We start from the raw sequence: 13,924 nt of genomic DNA, 5'->3' as shown, positions 1-13,924 counted from the left end.
GGACCGCCCTGAGATTAGCAAAGTGGTATCGGCGGCAGCGTCAGATGGGTATAAGAGGAAGGGCCGGAATGATAACCGTCTGCGTCGGCGGTGGCGGTGGCGGTGGCGGCGCTTCCGACGTCGGAACGGTGTCGGGCTGCCGGGTTTGGCGCTGCGGGGGAAGCGGTGTTTTCCCGTCGGCGGGCTGGGCCGCGATGATACTGGCGATAATCGTGCCGTGGGCGTCGCAATCTTGGAGGCCGTCCCCGTTAGAGACGTAATCGCCACCCGGGATGAGGTTGGGCAGGCGCGGGTGAGGGTTGACCCCGGTGTCGATGACCGCCACGGTGACCCCCGCGCCGCGGCCGAATTGCCAAGCCTCAGAAAGGTTCAGCATGTCCAGGTAGCGGGGCTGCACCCGGTAGTCGGTTCCGGGAAGTGTGCCCACCCGCGGGCAGTAGGCCCCCTGCTTCATCGGTTCGGGCGGGGTGGGCGGCCCGTCCGGCGGGACAGCTGCCGGATCGATGGTCGGTGGGGCCACCGCCGCGGCGGTAGGTGCGCTGGCCAGCGCCGGTGCCAGCGCCAACAGGGCTGCGCCGAGCAAGCAGGACGTGCTGCGCACCATGTTCGCGGTCTTCACGAGCGGTACCGGATCGCCGCGAACACACCCATCAGCCAGAACGTCAACGGGAAGGGCGCAATTAGCAGCAGGTAGCCCACCCATTCCACCAATTGTTTGAACATCGGGCTGTAGACGTGTGTCGGGATGATCGCCGCCAAAGCCAGACCCGCGGCCGTGATCACCAGCATGGTCGCGCATCCGATCAGCAGTGCAGCCGGTGTCCACAGACTGACCGCGTAGCGCAGCGGCACCGCGAGCGCGATCGCCACTGGCGCAACCGCCAGCAGGGTCGACTGCCGCCGATCGGTGTAGGAACGGGCATGCAGCAGGATGGCTCCGGCGCTGGTGGCAGCCACGACCAGGGGAAGCCATCGCCGATCGGTGTGCGGATCGCACAGCGCCGTCGCGGTGATCACCAGCAGGGCAGAGAAGCCCGCGAGCACGCCGGTCAGGAAGCCGTGGGCACGGTCAACGGAGATGACCACATTGCGGACCGACTCCGGTCCCTCCAGCGTGGGGGTGTCACCACTGGGCACCACCACGGCACTGGGCAGATCGGGGCGCGTCTCGAAAATCCATCGGCCGCTGGCTGACGGGAACACCGGAAGCCGCAGGTTGGCCAGCATCCGCGCAAAGCCCGGAGCGAGCTTGATGCAGACGATCGACACCATCAACACGATGCCCAACAGCGTCACCGCCGAGGTCACCAACAGCATGCGGGCGACACCGGCGGCCAGCGCGGCGGCGCTGATGATAACCACCGCCGTGCACAGGGCGACATGGCGGCCGGTGAATCGCACGATCAGCACTGCGGCGGCCAGGGTGACCGCGGCCCCCAACCCGACATGCACGGCACCGAGTGGGCCGGGAATCGCCAGCGCTGCTGCCACCGCGGTCGTCGCCGCCGCCAGCAGCAAAAACGTGTCAGCGACGAACAACTCGGCACGCAGGGCCTCGGCCCGATCGGGCTCGATACTGCGGACATCGCCGGCCGCGCGCCGGTTGCGCGCCGACCGGATGCCGGTGACGACGGCCGCCACGATCAGCACCAGCGCGCACACGCCGGCAGCAGCAGTGGCGATCAAGTCGTCGTGCCCGTAACGCCAACGCAGCAGCAATGTCGCTACTAAGAGCATGGCGACGGCCACCAGGACAACACCCACACGGGCTGCCCACGGCGGTGTCACCGAAGGCCAGTGCTTGCGCAGTTCGGCGGGAATGGCGCTGGTGACGTGCTCGATCACCGGGATACGCGCTTCGGCGTCGTCGATGAAGCGCAGCCACAGGGTGGTGCCGTCGAGCACGCCCTGCTCGCTTAGAGAGCGTTTGGGCTTCAACGGTGTCCCGTCGACCCAGCACAATGCCCAGCGGCCCCGACCCGGGACAGAATCACCGGGGCGCACCGACAGGCGGGGTTTGCCGATCTCGCTGAGGCGGCTGTTGAGCACGTCGACCAGAGCGGGTGTCTGAATGCCGATCGCCGCGGCGGCATCCAACCGCAATCCGATGGACACGTCGTTGACCATGACCGCGACCAGCACCTGGCGCAGCTGCTCGGATTCTTCCCCCGTCCCGGTGCTCACCGCGGCATCACGAACTGAGGTCACCGCAGTGCCGTCCGTCCGCTGCGGAAGCCCTGGGCCAGCCAGGCGGCCACATCCAGGTAGGCGTACTGCGTTTCGCGGCGCAGAGCATCCCAGTCCAACTGAGGGCTATCGCGCAGGTGCTTGTCCCACGGGATGGAGGTGACGCCGCCGACCCGCTGGCCGATGGTTTCCCGCACCTTGGCCATGAAATCCTTGTCGGCGCAGTTGTATACGTCGTTGAGGACCAGCGCCGAGCGGCGCAGCAAGCCCTGGTACTCACTGCGCGCGGCCAGCCACTTGATGGTGGTTTCCGCTGCGGCGGCACCATCGAAGTTCATCGTGCCCACGATGATCAGCGAATCGACGTGGGACAGCACCGCCTGCATGACCGGGTGCTCGATCTCCGGGCCGCAGTCCACCAGAGCCAGTTGGTAGAAGCGGCGGACCCGGCCGAGCACGGCCTGGAAGGCCTCCGGCGACAGGTCAAAGGGATTGGTGACGTTCTGGTTGGCGGCCAGGACTTCCAGGCCCGGCTTGTTCTTTCCGGTGTAATGCCGTGCCATCGGGTAGCTGTGAAGGTTCTTGTCGGCCAGGAACTCTCGGATCGACGCGGTGGCAGTCGGGTCGATGAGCCGACCCAGCGCACCGTAGGTGGGATTGGCGTCGATGGCAAGGACCGGCTCGTTCTTGCGGTGGATGGCGTACGCGGTGCCCACCCCGGCCGTTGTGCGGGTCTTGCCCACTCCCCCGCGCACGCACACCACGCCGATGAGGTAGTTGCCAGGGATGTTCGTTTTGATTAGATCGATCTGGTCGCGCAACCGCTGCTCGGTCGGCCCAGCGCCGAGGTTGATCGTCTTGGCCGAACCGAGATAGACCGCTTTGCGCCAACCCATTTCGGGTGGCAGCTTGCGCGCGGCTACGACATCCTCGGCCCGCAGCGCCGGGGCGTTTGATGCGTCGGCGAAGCTGGAACCGCTGGCATCCCACACCGGCGCGGACTCACTGCGGGCTAGTTGATTGTTCGGCGTCGACGGTGCCCGCGGCGGTGCTGCGGAGAAGGGCTGTGACGGCGGTCGGTGTGCTGCAGCAGGGCCTTGGGAGTAATCGACGAATTCGTCGGCGGCTCGCGCCATCGGCCCTGACGGCGCCTGGCCGACATCGGCAGAGCCGGGGCCGGCGAAGCCGCGCGGCGGCGTAGCCGGGGCTTGATGCTGGCGGCGGGCGTCGCCGAACTCGGAGGTGGTGTCGCGGTGGCGCGCACCGGCCTCCCGATACTCCCCGACGCCCTCGGCGGCGCGAGCGGGCGCGCTCGGCGGGCGGTGCTGCTCGTCGACGCGCGGCGCTGGCGGGGGCACCGGGATCGGTGTCGCTGCGACGACCTGCGTCGTTTCTGCCCAGTTGTCCGGCATCGCCTGATACGGCGGAGCTTCGGGCTCAGGTAGCGACGGCGCCTCAGGTACCTGCGGGTCAGCGCCGATGCCGATCTCCTGGTCGAGGCTCCGACCGGGCGGGCTCTCGTCAGGGTCCTGCTCGTTCAGGTACCGCGCGGTGAATTCCGGGTCCATGCTCATAACCACCCCAATGGCTTGATGAAGACGTGATGATGTAATCGTAGGGTCGTCAAATACCGGTTAACTACGCCCAAGCGAGAAACTTCGGTACATCCGTTGCTGGCACGGTCAGCCATTACGCGAATCGTTGATGAGTTTCCCAGTCGCGGACATTTACGCTGCTCAGAACGGCCTGGATGCCCTGCAGGATTTGGCTGGCAGATCCCGGCGCTATCACCATCCAGTCCTGCGTGGAGCCGCGCGGGGCCAGCATCTGATACAGCGCCACCCGTCCGTCTTCGGTGTCGCGAATGTTGAGCGCGGTAGCGCTGGTGTCGCGGCGGGCATCGGTGTGGGCACGGGCATATAGGACGGCCTCGACGACCGGCTCGTCGAGCAGCGCGCCGAGTTCGGCCAGGGCCGCCGGCGGAACACCCAGCGCTCGTAGCGGCAGGTCCCGCTGCGGGTCGTCGGTTGCGGCGGCGCGTTGGCCGGCCGCACTCAGAATGTCCTCGTAAGGCAGGTTCATCGGCTCGATCCGCGAGGGCTCGACCGGGTGAATGGCGTTGAGTTGATCAACGATGATGTCGCGCAACCACATTGCCGATCCGCCGTCGAAACCCACATCGTCGATGGTGATGTCGTCACCGGCGCGGGCGGCCGATACCCACCGGCCGTCGCGGCGGGCCAGCACGATCTGCAGCTGGTTCTCCGGGATGTCGCGTCGCCACGTGGAGGGATCAGTGACGTCGATGCGCCCTTTCCACGAAAGTGCGCCGCGTGCAATGAGAATGGCTACTTCGACATCGGGGGCTGCCAGTGCCCGCATCCGGCTGGCCACTGCAGGAATCACGTGCCCGTCATGGCCCACCACACCGGCTTCTTGAAGCTGCTCGATGCGGGGATCTCCGGATATCCACGTGCTATCGCGCGGAGCGCCGTAGGGCACCGAGCTGAGTTCTGGTGGCATGGTGGCGATGTCGAGCATGGCTTGCAGCATCCACATGCCATGCAGATTGACTGTCACATCGGCGACCGGCTCGGCGCTGTGGGCTGAAAACATGGTGTGCATGTCCTTCGTATTCTCTGGGGAGCTTTTTGGTTGTGCGGCTAAACCGAAAGCGGCGGCACCCTCGGGAAGAGGGTGCCGCCGCATGCCCAGGCGGTCGGCCTTCGGTTAAGAAGCTAAGCGCCGTGAGGTGTTGTGGGGCAGCGCGTCCGCGCGTGCCGCTGCTCGCGTGACGGCGTCGCACCCCCTTGCCGGGCCGCTCAGCCGTGCCAGGTGCCACCGACACCACTGTCGGTGTGAATGGTGTTGCCGACAACGTTCCCGATCTTTCCGCCGTGCTCGCCGAGCTGCTCGAAGATCACCCGGAAGTTGCGGTTGAGTTCGTTGACGAATTCCTGGAAGCCCGTGCTGCCGGTGCCTCCCCAGAAGTCAGCCACGTTGTTGAGGTCGCTGAGGATCGCCTGGTGCTCCGCCTCCAGCGAGCTGGCCTGGGCCTGCAGCAGCTTGCCGTGACCCTCAACGTCTGCGTACTGATAGTGAATGGGCATGTCGTGAATGTCCTTGTCTACGAAGGGATGTCAGTGGATGTCGGTGATCGGTCAGGACTTGAGCGCGGCGCTGCTGGCCTGCTCCTGATGCTCGTAGGTGTCGGCCGAGGTGCGCAGGTTGTCGCTGACGAAGTGCATCTGGTTCTCGATGTTGCGGAACGCACGCATCATCTCCTCCACGGTGAACACCGACGTCTTGTTGGCGTCGCCGTCCCAACCGTTCCCCGCGATGCCCTGCGACGAGGCGTAGGCCTTCTGGGCGTCAGCGGCAATGTTGGTGGCGTGATTGGCGAAACGACCCGAGTAGTCGCGCATCGCATCCGGGTCGGTCATAAAAGTCGACATCTATTTGCTCCTGGTTGTGTTGGTGGGAATGCTGGCCATTTGCTTGGACCCGTTAATCGTGTCCTGGCGGCGCCGCGTATAGCAATGCGCCAAAAAACTTTTCATGGAATTGAGTTCCCGACCCCCTTCGGTGTCTGCCGGTCGCCCGCTTAGCGCGGCCTTGGAAGGACGCGCACCGGCGCGCCGTACGACGGGCCATTGCCCGAAGAGTTCTCTTTACCCTGCATAGCGGCCATGGGCGCGGCTCCGCCTGCGCCGCCGGCGCCGCCGCTGGCGGTTGCCGGTGCGGCGCCGCCACTGGCCCCACCGGTCGCTGAGATCGGGGCAGCGCTGCCCCCTGAGGATTGGGCGCTGGCTGCCCAGGTGGCCGGCACCGACAGCCCACCCAGACTGCGGGCCCCACCCAGGCCGGCGGATAGAGCGCCCATGCCGCCGCTGCCGAAGCCGCCGCCGAGCCCAGCTGCCGGCCCCAAGGCCGATGCCGTTGATGTCAGCGCACCCGTGCCACCGATGCCGCCCATGGCGGGGTTCATCATGCTCATGAACGGGGACAGCAAGCCCTGGAATGCGCCCAGGCTCTGCAGGGGGTTGCCGCCGCCGCCCATCAATGGCGACGCCAGGCCCTGCAGCGCCTGCGGAACAGCGCTCATGAACTGCGGGGCCATCGACATGATGGAGCTGGCGTCGCCGCCACCCATACTCGCCGTTGATTGCCCGGCCGACGCCGCGTTCTGACCGGCCTGACCGGCCGCTGTCCCACCCGCCTGTGCCACGGCGGCGGCCTGACTGGCGAATCCGCCAGGATTGACCGTCGGCGCGGGCGCCATGAACGGAACCAGCGACCCGGTGATGCCGGCCGCATCAGCGCTGAACCCGTACATCGTGGATGCGTCCTGAGACCACATCTCGTCGTACGCGGCCACACATGCGGCGATGGGCCCGGCGTTGCAGCCCATGAAGTTGGAGGCGATGAGGGCTTGGAGCAAATTGCGGTTCGCCTCGATGACCGGAGGCGGCACCGAGCCCGCATGCGCGGCCTCAATTGCTAGTGCAGCCTGCTCCGCCTGCAAGGCGGTTTCCTGGGCCTGGGTAGCTGCCTGGAAAAGCCAGCGCACGTTCTCTGCGCCGCCGGCCGCCATCATCGCCGAAGAGGGCCCTTGCCAGCCGCCGCCGAGCAGCGCCATGATCGCCGAGTTCAAGGCGGCGGCGTTGCTCGCGAGGTTGGCCGCCAGCGCTTGCCACGCCGCCGCCGCCGCGGTCAGCGGCGCTGACTGCGGTCCGGCGTAGGCGCGCGCGGAGTTGATCTCCGGCGGCAGGGCTCCGTACTCAACCATGGGGGTCGGCTACAGCGACGCGGCGGCGTTGAAGGCCTCGGTAGCGGCGTAGCTGGCGGCAGACGTGCCGAGCGCTCCGGCAAACAACGCGTGCCAGGCCGAGGCCATGCCCGCCATTGACTGGTACAGCGACCCGTGGGTGCCGAAGGCCGCTGAGAGCAGCATCGCCGTCTCGTTGGCCTGTCCGGGCGCAACAGCGGTCGTCGGCGCTGCCGCAGCCGCGTTTCCGCTGGTGAACGCTGATGTTAGCGCCGTCAGCGTGCCGGCCGTCCCACCCATGTCTAAAGGTTCAGCAGTGACGAACATGAAACGTGACCCCCTTGTGTCGCGTCGATTTTCCAATATGAGTGTACCGGGCGTTTTGGGTGAGTGCAGTGCGCCAAATCAATTCGCACCCCCCGCCGGCGAAGTGTCATGGCCTACTTGAACGTAAAATCCCGATTCGCCGGTATCCATCAGGAATCCGCGGCCGACCGGCATGGGGTGGCCCTTCCAGCGGCCGCGCACGAAGCCCTCTTCGCCGTCAGAATCCATGACCAACAGGGGCGCATTGGCTTGCTTCATGGCGCCCAGCAGTGGATCGGCGCGGTCTGAACCGGCCCAGCCGCCGAAGCGGCGGGCGTACACGATGCGCAGGCCCACGTCGGTGGCGGCGTTCGCGGCCGGCACCAGCTCGCGCAGTGGCGCGTCGTAGCCGGGCGGTAGGCGATCGGCGTCGTCGACAATCAGGAAGATCTCCGGACCAGACCAGCGCTGCTCCAGGCTTGCGTCCACGTCGAGGCCCGCCTCGGGCAGCCGGGCGGTCAGGATGCGGTTGAGTTCAGCCGCCCACGGCCCGACCTCGTCGTTGCGGTAGGTGAAGCGTTCCAGGTAGTCCTTGCCCAGCACGCGCAGCAGTTCGCGGCGCGGGCTGACCAGCCACACTTGCGCACGGGGACGGGTGTCGCGCGGATCCGGTACGGCCGCGCTGGCCCCCGGCGCATACACCCGAGCGATCTCGCGCATGATCGCCGAGAGGGCGTTGGTCCGACCGCAGTCCTCGCGGCCGGTGATGACCAGGAAGGGCGAATCTTTTTCGAGGCCGACCAGCTGGTCGCGCTCGCTGAGCGCCCAGGCCATCCCGGCGTGCTGCTCCCGCTGAGCGCGCGCCTGCAGCTCGGTTAGCGTGATCTCGGTGGGCAGCTGGCGCACGCGTGGCGCGGGCCGGTACTTGGCCGCCACGCGGCGCACGGCCTCGACCACGCTCTCGGACCGGAACTCTGAATTGGGTGTGCCGCTCATCGCCGGTCGCGCGACCAGGGTGTGCAGGCCCTCCTCCTCGGCACCCAGGCGCACGTAGTTCTGGGCCACCATGCCCCGGCCCGGCTTGCCCGAAGGAACCGCGTCGGTGAGCTTGCCCCGCAGAAGTTTGGCGTCTTCGGGGCCCTGCAGTTTGAGTTCCACACGCTGCGGCCAGGACCCGCGCATCCGCGGCGGCAGGTCGATATCGCGGCCGACGGAAATGATCACATGGATACCGAAGCTGGTGCCCTCCCCCACGAGCTTCTGAATCTGAGCCGACAGGATGTCCTTGTTGCGGATCGTCGAGGCTTCGGCAGTCAGGGCGGCGTAGTTGTCGACGACGAGATACACATCGCCGAACGGGTCGTCGGGGACCGCGCCAGGAGCGCCGCGGAACTTGCGGTCACGCAGGTCCTGCATCGAGCTGATACCGCATGCGGGGAAGCTGCGTTGACGACGTTCCAGCAGCTCCAGCATTTCGGAGATGGTGCGGCGGATGCCGTCCTCGTCCAGGGCGCCGGCCACACCGCCGACGTGGGGTAGGCCGGCAACGGTGTCCAGAGCCCGCGAGGACAGCGCCAGGCAGTAGAACTGGACCTGTTCAGGGGTGTGCGTCATCGCCGCGGCGCAGATGAGGGTCTGCAGTGCGGTGGTCTTACCTGACGAGCGCACACCCACGATGAGCTGGTTGGCGCCATCAGCGGTCGTGTTCACCAGTAAGGGGTGCTGATCCTGCTTATAGGGCCGGTCGACGATGCCGATCGGGAAGATCAAATCCGGTGTGGCGGCGTAGTTCTCGTCCCACCGTCGCCCGAGATACATGTTGACGATGTGGTCGATGGGGTGAGGCACATCCAGCGGCGGCTGCCAGAGCACCTGCGGCTTGAAGTTGTAGGTGCGCAGCTGATCGAGGATAACTGGACCGATCTTCGGCTTGCGCAGTGCGTCGTCTTCGTCGTCCTCTTCCACCGACTCGACGACGGTGGTCGTCTGCGCTGACGCCTGCTCGCTCAGATGCTCGGGCAGCGCCACCCACGATGTCGTGAACAACTGCGGCTCAAGGTATTTGTCCGACGAGGACGTGGCTTCAATGACATCGTCGTTGTCCGCGCCCGGGCGGCGGTAGTCGCGCCACAGCGACTCGGCCCGGAACCGGGTGAGTTCGTCAGCTGAGCCGGTGCGCATGTACCCCACACCGACCTCGCGGGGCAGGTTGACCGCCTGCGGGACACCGGCCGCCGACGCGCTAGCCGAGGTGTTCTGACGCAGCACCAGCCGGTAACCGACGTTCTCCAGCAGCTTCTCCGCGCGGGAGTCAATGTCCTGGCTCGCCAGCAGCTGATGCACCCACAACGACCGCCCCTGGCGCCCAATCTGGTCGAGCACCTCAGGCAGATCCGGTTTGATCCGGAACGCTTCCTTGAACTCGTCGAGCACGACCAGCAGCCGCGGCAGCGGCTCCAGGAACTCGCCTCGCGCCAAACGTTCGGCGCGAATCTGGTTGTACTCGTAGGCATCATCGGCGCCTACCGAGTTGCAGACCTGCTTGCGGCGAGCGATCTCACCCCACATCGCGGTGATGAACCGGTCCATCAGCACCTGGTCGTCTTCCAGGTCGGTGATGATGTGCGGAACGTGTGGGGTGCCCTCGAACGGTTTGACGCCCGCGCCGCCCTTGCAGTCGGCAAGGATCATCTGCAAGTTCTCTGGCGGGTGCCCCAGGATCGCCGAGAGCAGCACGGTGCGAATCGCCGTGGTCTTACCGGAACCCGTTGTGCCCGACATCACCCCGTGCGGGCCGTCACCGCCCTGGTTCATATCTTTGATGTCGACGAACACCAGCTCGCCGTTGTCCGCGCGTACACCGAAGGGGATGCGCAGGGTCTCAGGGGAATTGATGTCGCGGCGCGTTCCCCACAGCGCGTCGAAGTCGACGGACGCCGCGTCGTTGACGCCGAAATAGGCCAGGATGTCGCGTGGGCGCTGGAAATCGCTCACCTCGTCACCGATGTCTTCGTACGGCTCAGCGATACGCGACCGCGCGATCTGCTGGGCCAGTTGTTCAGCCTCGAACCGCTCCAGCCGATCAGCGATGGCGAAGAACTGGAAGCCTTCCTCGGTATCGGCCGCCCAAGTCCCGTCGCGGGGCACCGCGTCAATGACGCCGTCCTCGTTGAGGCGAAGCGTGCGGGCCCCGCGCTCATCCTGGCAGGCGGGCACCCCACCGCGGACGTCGAAGAATGTCCAGCCCTGCACGCCGGTCGAGGTCATCACCGAATACCAGCCGCCGGTAGCGATGTCACTGACCACCACGGTGTGCGGCATGGGTGCCACGGCGTCGCGGCTGGCCGCATGTCGGGGAACGAAGGCGCCGCCGCGGCGCACGGCATCAGTGAACTGACTGTTCGCGAACTCGGTCACCGACGTGTACACCATGCGCGCCGGACCCGCGCCGTCGAGCTGGTGCGGATTGCCGTTGTGCGGCAACCACTTCACCCATTCCCACTCGTCGACGTCATCAGTGACCACTACCAGCTGCAGATGATCCGGACCGTGGGAGAACACCAGCTGGGCGATGATCGCCCGCATCAACGCCAACGAGGCCTCGCGTTCACCGGTGATGCGGTAGCCCGGCTCGACCAGCAGCGAAATCAGTGCCGGGGTGCCATAGGCCACGCTCTGATAGCGGACAAACTCCTGCAGCGCTTTACCGGTGGCCGGTTCGAGCTCAATCTCAGTCGGCATGTCATCGGGCTCACTGAACGTGACCGCCCCGCCCTCGGTCAGCGAGGTCATCCCCACGCCCACCCGGGCGACCCCGAACCAGGTGTCTTTGCCGTTGGGGTTGCGTTCCCACATCCGCGGCCCGCCCGCCTGGGCGATCAGCGTATCCGCAGGCGGGTGATACCAGCGGTAGTTCCCGTCGAGCTTGTCTGCCGAATCAGATACCCGGTCGCGCATCTCATCGAGAACCAGCAGGAACCGCGCCCGCATGGCATCGAGCTTGCCGCGGCTCATCTGCTGATTACCGCCGCTGAAACGCCCACCGAAGAGCATCGCGCCGATGCCGAGGATGCTGAACACGGGGAAGATCGCGCCCACGCCGTTGAAGGTGCGTGCCCCCGATGCGAACGACACAGCCACCATGCCGACGACCAGGCCGATGACCAGGATGCCGACGACGATGATCCAAGGCGACTTACCTTCTGGCGGTGGAACTTTCAGCGGCGTCAGTAGCTTGATCGGCTCCGGCTTGAGATCACTTCCCGGCGGCGGTGTGGGCTTGGGCCGGACGAATCCTTGCTTCACTTCGGTTGCTCCAATGCTCCGGGGTTCTGACCCGCCGGCAATGTGTTCCAACGCCGTAACGCATCAGCTTTCGACAATGTCGGGCCGGCGACGAACAGTCGCAGCACCGACCACGGGGCGGGCTGAGGCTCGACGTTCAGGCCCAGCGCGGTCAGCGTCTCCCGGTCACGAAGCACGCCGAATCGGATGCCGGACTCCGAGAGCCACCACGCCGACTCCTTGGTCGACGCGGTCGGACCATTGCCGGTGCTGACGACGTAGTTGGCGTAATCGGGCCCAAAGTAGACCTGATCGGCAACTTGACCGCCCGTCGACTCCGACGGCACCAGCTTCACGATGTCGCCGCTGCGTTCGGCCGGCACCGGAATGGTCGCACCGGACACGACCGAGGTGGTGGTGCGGTTCTCCCCCGCCCCTTTCTCCCACCACCAGCACGTCGCCGGATTGGCTTGGGTGTCCACCACTTTCAGCGGCTCGTCCGGGTAGATCGACGTGTCGATCCGGTTGACCGACGGCAGCTGGGACAGCGCCGAACCGGCGATCACCGGCACTGCACCGGTGGGATTGCCGCCGGCGTTCTGCAGGATCTGCGCCACAATCGGCGAAATCGTCTGCATTCCCGACTGCAGCACCACCGAATAGGTGGTGTTGCCCTCAACCTGCGGAGTCGACACCACGGTGCCGACCGGGCCCGGAGCGCCGGGGAACGGAGCGGGATTGCCCAGACCTGGGATCACCGGCACGGTCAACGGTGGCGCCACCGGAATGGCGTTGAGCAGCGCCTGGCTCATCGGCCTGGCCGCCGCCAGGTCCTCGGCGGTGACCCCCAACGCCAAGAGCACGGGGCGCTGGCTCGCGTCCACCAAGGACCGACGGCCATCGCGAATCAGCCACACATCGGTGCCGAAGTGCAGCAGCACACCATCGGACTTATCGAGCACCCTGCGCCGGTCCGACAGGTCAGGTTGACCGTCGATCACCGTCACGGTGACCGGCTCCGGTGCGCCCGCGCCGAACGCCTTGGTTACCGCGTCGCAGACCAGCCACGACGAACCTGACGGGGAAGTCGCGTTCATGACGTTCGGGGCCCCCGGAATGCCGACCATGACCCCACGAGGGCGAGAATCGATCTCGCTGCGGCGCACGCGGACGGGGTTTTCAGCCTGCCCGGCGATCAGTCGAGCTGAGGACAAGTTCAGCGCCGGGTAGAGCACGTCGCCGACGTTGACATAGAGCGCCCCGCTGTCCTGATCGGCAATGATCTTGGACCCGCCCACCGAGCCCGCGGGCCGGATGAACGACCAGAACAGCGCGCCCATGCAGATGACGACGACGATCGAGAGCCCGGCCAGCACGGCCATCCACTCCCGTCGACCCGGTTCGGCTTCCATGCGCACCTGGCGGCGCGTCATGCCCAGCGCGGCCCGGCGAGCCATGAACTGGTGCGCGGTGACCTGGACTCGCGTTGCATAGCCCAAGCCGCGACCCAGCCGCCGCCGTGCGACCTCTTTGTCCTTGACGGCGCTACCTCGTTCGCCTGCCATCTACTCCGCCCCCGGATTCCCGCGATGTACGAAACGTCGGTCAACTTCGGTCACCGACTCAACATAAACCGGCCCGCATTGGCATAGCGACGCCCGAAGCTCCGTACTTTCAACTCCCATGATGCCTGGTCCGCGGTACTGCTGAGGGCACCAAATCAACGCCTCGGGCCGCCCACGTGCTCGCGAGACCCGCGGGCTGGGTGATCGCCTCAGGCGACCCGCCGGATGACCAGGTGCCCGGAGGGGATCGACGAGAACTTGACCCGCTCGTTCCGATTGGGCGCCTCGATCACCATGTCGGGCGAGACTGCCATCACGACGTGTTCGGGTCGCCCGTTTTGCCAGTTGCACAGGATCAGGTCGCCTGCCCGGATGTTCGCCCGGCTCACAGGGGTGCCCGCATTCACCAGGTCATAGGTGGTGCGGGGAATGTTCACCCCGGCCTGCCTGTAGGCCCATTGAGTCAAACCCGAGCAGTCGAACGCGTTGGGTCCAGTGGCACCCCACACGTACGGTGCGCCTAACTTGGATTTGGCGAAGGCGACCGCTCGGTTGGCGCGGTCACTGCCGTTGCCGTCCCGGCCGAAAAGATCAGAAGTGAGCTGATCAGCGGCCTGGCGTGAGTTTTGGCCGGTGAGCATGCCGGGCAGCTTGGAGAACATGCCCATGCCGGGGAACCCGCCCCCGCCGCCGCCCATGCCCATCGAGGGCATCCCGCCGCCGCCACCCATCCCGCCGCCCATCCCGCGGAACATGCTCGCCGGTCAAGCCTTGGCGGCCTGGCGGCAGGCCATCGCCATCCGCCCCCTCCCGC

General features: G+C 66.6%; 10 protein-coding genes and 1 pseudogene. All 11 read right to left on the bottom strand.

The window, feature by feature from the left end; all coding sequences use genetic code 11:
• Window positions 1-55 precede the first annotated feature (55 nt).
• Window positions 56-604: pseudogene (locus HPC46_RS32490) on the bottom strand (S8 family serine peptidase); the annotation flags it as partial.
• A gap of 11 nt (window positions 605-615) precedes the next feature.
• The gene (eccD, locus tag HPC46_RS32485; RefSeq protein WP_179476161.1) at window positions 616-2,208 is read right to left on the bottom strand and encodes a type VII secretion integral membrane protein EccD; all 1,593 of its coding nucleotides are present in this window, start codon (window positions 2,206-2,208) and stop codon (window positions 616-618) included.
• Window positions 2,205-3,755, bottom strand: coding sequence for a MinD/ParA family ATP-binding protein (locus HPC46_RS32480; protein ID WP_179476160.1), 1,551 nt, complete (start codon window positions 3,753-3,755; stop codon window positions 2,205-2,207). The genes eccD and HPC46_RS32480 overlap by 4 nt, the downstream gene beginning before the upstream one ends.
• A gap of 121 nt (window positions 3,756-3,876) precedes the next feature.
• The gene (locus HPC46_RS32475) at window positions 3,877-4,803 is read right to left on the bottom strand and encodes an ESX secretion-associated protein EspG (RefSeq protein ID WP_179476159.1); all 927 of its coding nucleotides are present in this window, start codon (window positions 4,801-4,803) and stop codon (window positions 3,877-3,879) included.
• A gap of 206 nt (window positions 4,804-5,009) precedes the next feature.
• Window positions 5,010-5,297, bottom strand: coding sequence for a WXG100 family type VII secretion target (locus tag HPC46_RS32470; protein WP_179476158.1), 288 nt, complete (start codon window positions 5,295-5,297; stop codon window positions 5,010-5,012).
• Between the two features lie 51 nt (window positions 5,298-5,348).
• Entirely contained in the window at window positions 5,349-5,642 is a 294-nt protein-coding gene (locus HPC46_RS32465) for a WXG100 family type VII secretion target (protein ID WP_179476157.1), read from the bottom strand.
• A gap of 149 nt (window positions 5,643-5,791) precedes the next feature.
• Window positions 5,792-6,976, bottom strand: a complete 1,185-nt coding sequence (locus HPC46_RS32460; RefSeq protein WP_179476156.1) for a PPE family protein — start codon at window positions 6,974-6,976, stop codon at window positions 5,792-5,794.
• 9 nt (window positions 6,977-6,985) lie between these two features.
• Window positions 6,986-7,282 (bottom strand): PE family protein, encoded by a 297-nt coding sequence (locus tag HPC46_RS32455; protein ID WP_179476155.1) that lies wholly within the window; start codon window positions 7,280-7,282, stop codon window positions 6,986-6,988.
• A gap of 78 nt (window positions 7,283-7,360) precedes the next feature.
• Window positions 7,361-11,566 (bottom strand): type VII secretion protein EccCa, encoded by a 4,206-nt coding sequence (gene eccCa, locus HPC46_RS32450; protein WP_179476154.1) that lies wholly within the window; start codon window positions 11,564-11,566, stop codon window positions 7,361-7,363.
• On the bottom strand, window positions 11,563-13,110 hold the full coding sequence (gene eccB / locus HPC46_RS32445) for a type VII secretion protein EccB (RefSeq protein WP_179476153.1): 1,548 nt from the start codon (window positions 13,108-13,110) through the stop codon (window positions 11,563-11,565). The genes eccCa and eccB overlap by 4 nt, the downstream gene beginning before the upstream one ends.
• Before the next feature lie 209 nt (window positions 13,111-13,319).
• A complete protein-coding gene (locus HPC46_RS32440; protein ID WP_233716995.1) occupies window positions 13,320-13,778 on the bottom strand; it encodes a C40 family peptidase in 459 nt (152 codons plus the stop codon).
• Window positions 13,779-13,924: the final 146 nt, after the last annotated feature.

The sequence above is a fragment of the Mycolicibacterium vinylchloridicum genome, assembly GCF_013404075.1.
Classification (GTDB): Bacteria; Actinomycetota; Actinomycetes; order Mycobacteriales; family Mycobacteriaceae; genus Mycobacterium; species Mycobacterium vinylchloridicum.
This window is presented reverse-complemented; position numbering and strand designations above follow the sequence as displayed.

Bases quoted from the DNA above. Each gene is read 5' to 3' on its own strand.
- HPC46_RS32470 (WP_179476158.1), bottom strand. From the start codon at position 5,297: ATGCCCATTCACTATCAGTACGCAGACGTTGAGGGTCACGGCAAGCTG.
- HPC46_RS32460 (WP_179476156.1), bottom strand. From the start codon at position 6,976: ATGGTTGAGTACGGAGCCCTGCCGCCGGAGATCAACTCCGCGCGCGCC.
- HPC46_RS32440 (WP_233716995.1), bottom strand. From the start codon at position 13,778: ATGGGCATGTTCTCCAAGCTGCCCGGCATGCTCACCGGCCAAAACTCA.
- HPC46_RS32475 (WP_179476159.1), bottom strand. From the start codon at position 4,803: ATGTTTTCAGCCCACAGCGCCGAGCCGGTCGCCGATGTGACAGTCAAT.
- HPC46_RS32465 (WP_179476157.1), bottom strand. From the start codon at position 5,642: ATGTCGACTTTTATGACCGACCCGGATGCGATGCGCGACTACTCGGGT.
- HPC46_RS32455 (WP_179476155.1), bottom strand. From the start codon at position 7,282: ATGTTCGTCACTGCTGAACCTTTAGACATGGGTGGGACGGCCGGCACG.
- eccB (WP_179476153.1), bottom strand. From the start codon at position 13,110: ATGGCAGGCGAACGAGGTAGCGCCGTCAAGGACAAAGAGGTCGCACGG.
- HPC46_RS32480 (WP_179476160.1), bottom strand. From the start codon at position 3,755: ATGGACCCGGAATTCACCGCGCGGTACCTGAACGAGCAGGACCCTGAC.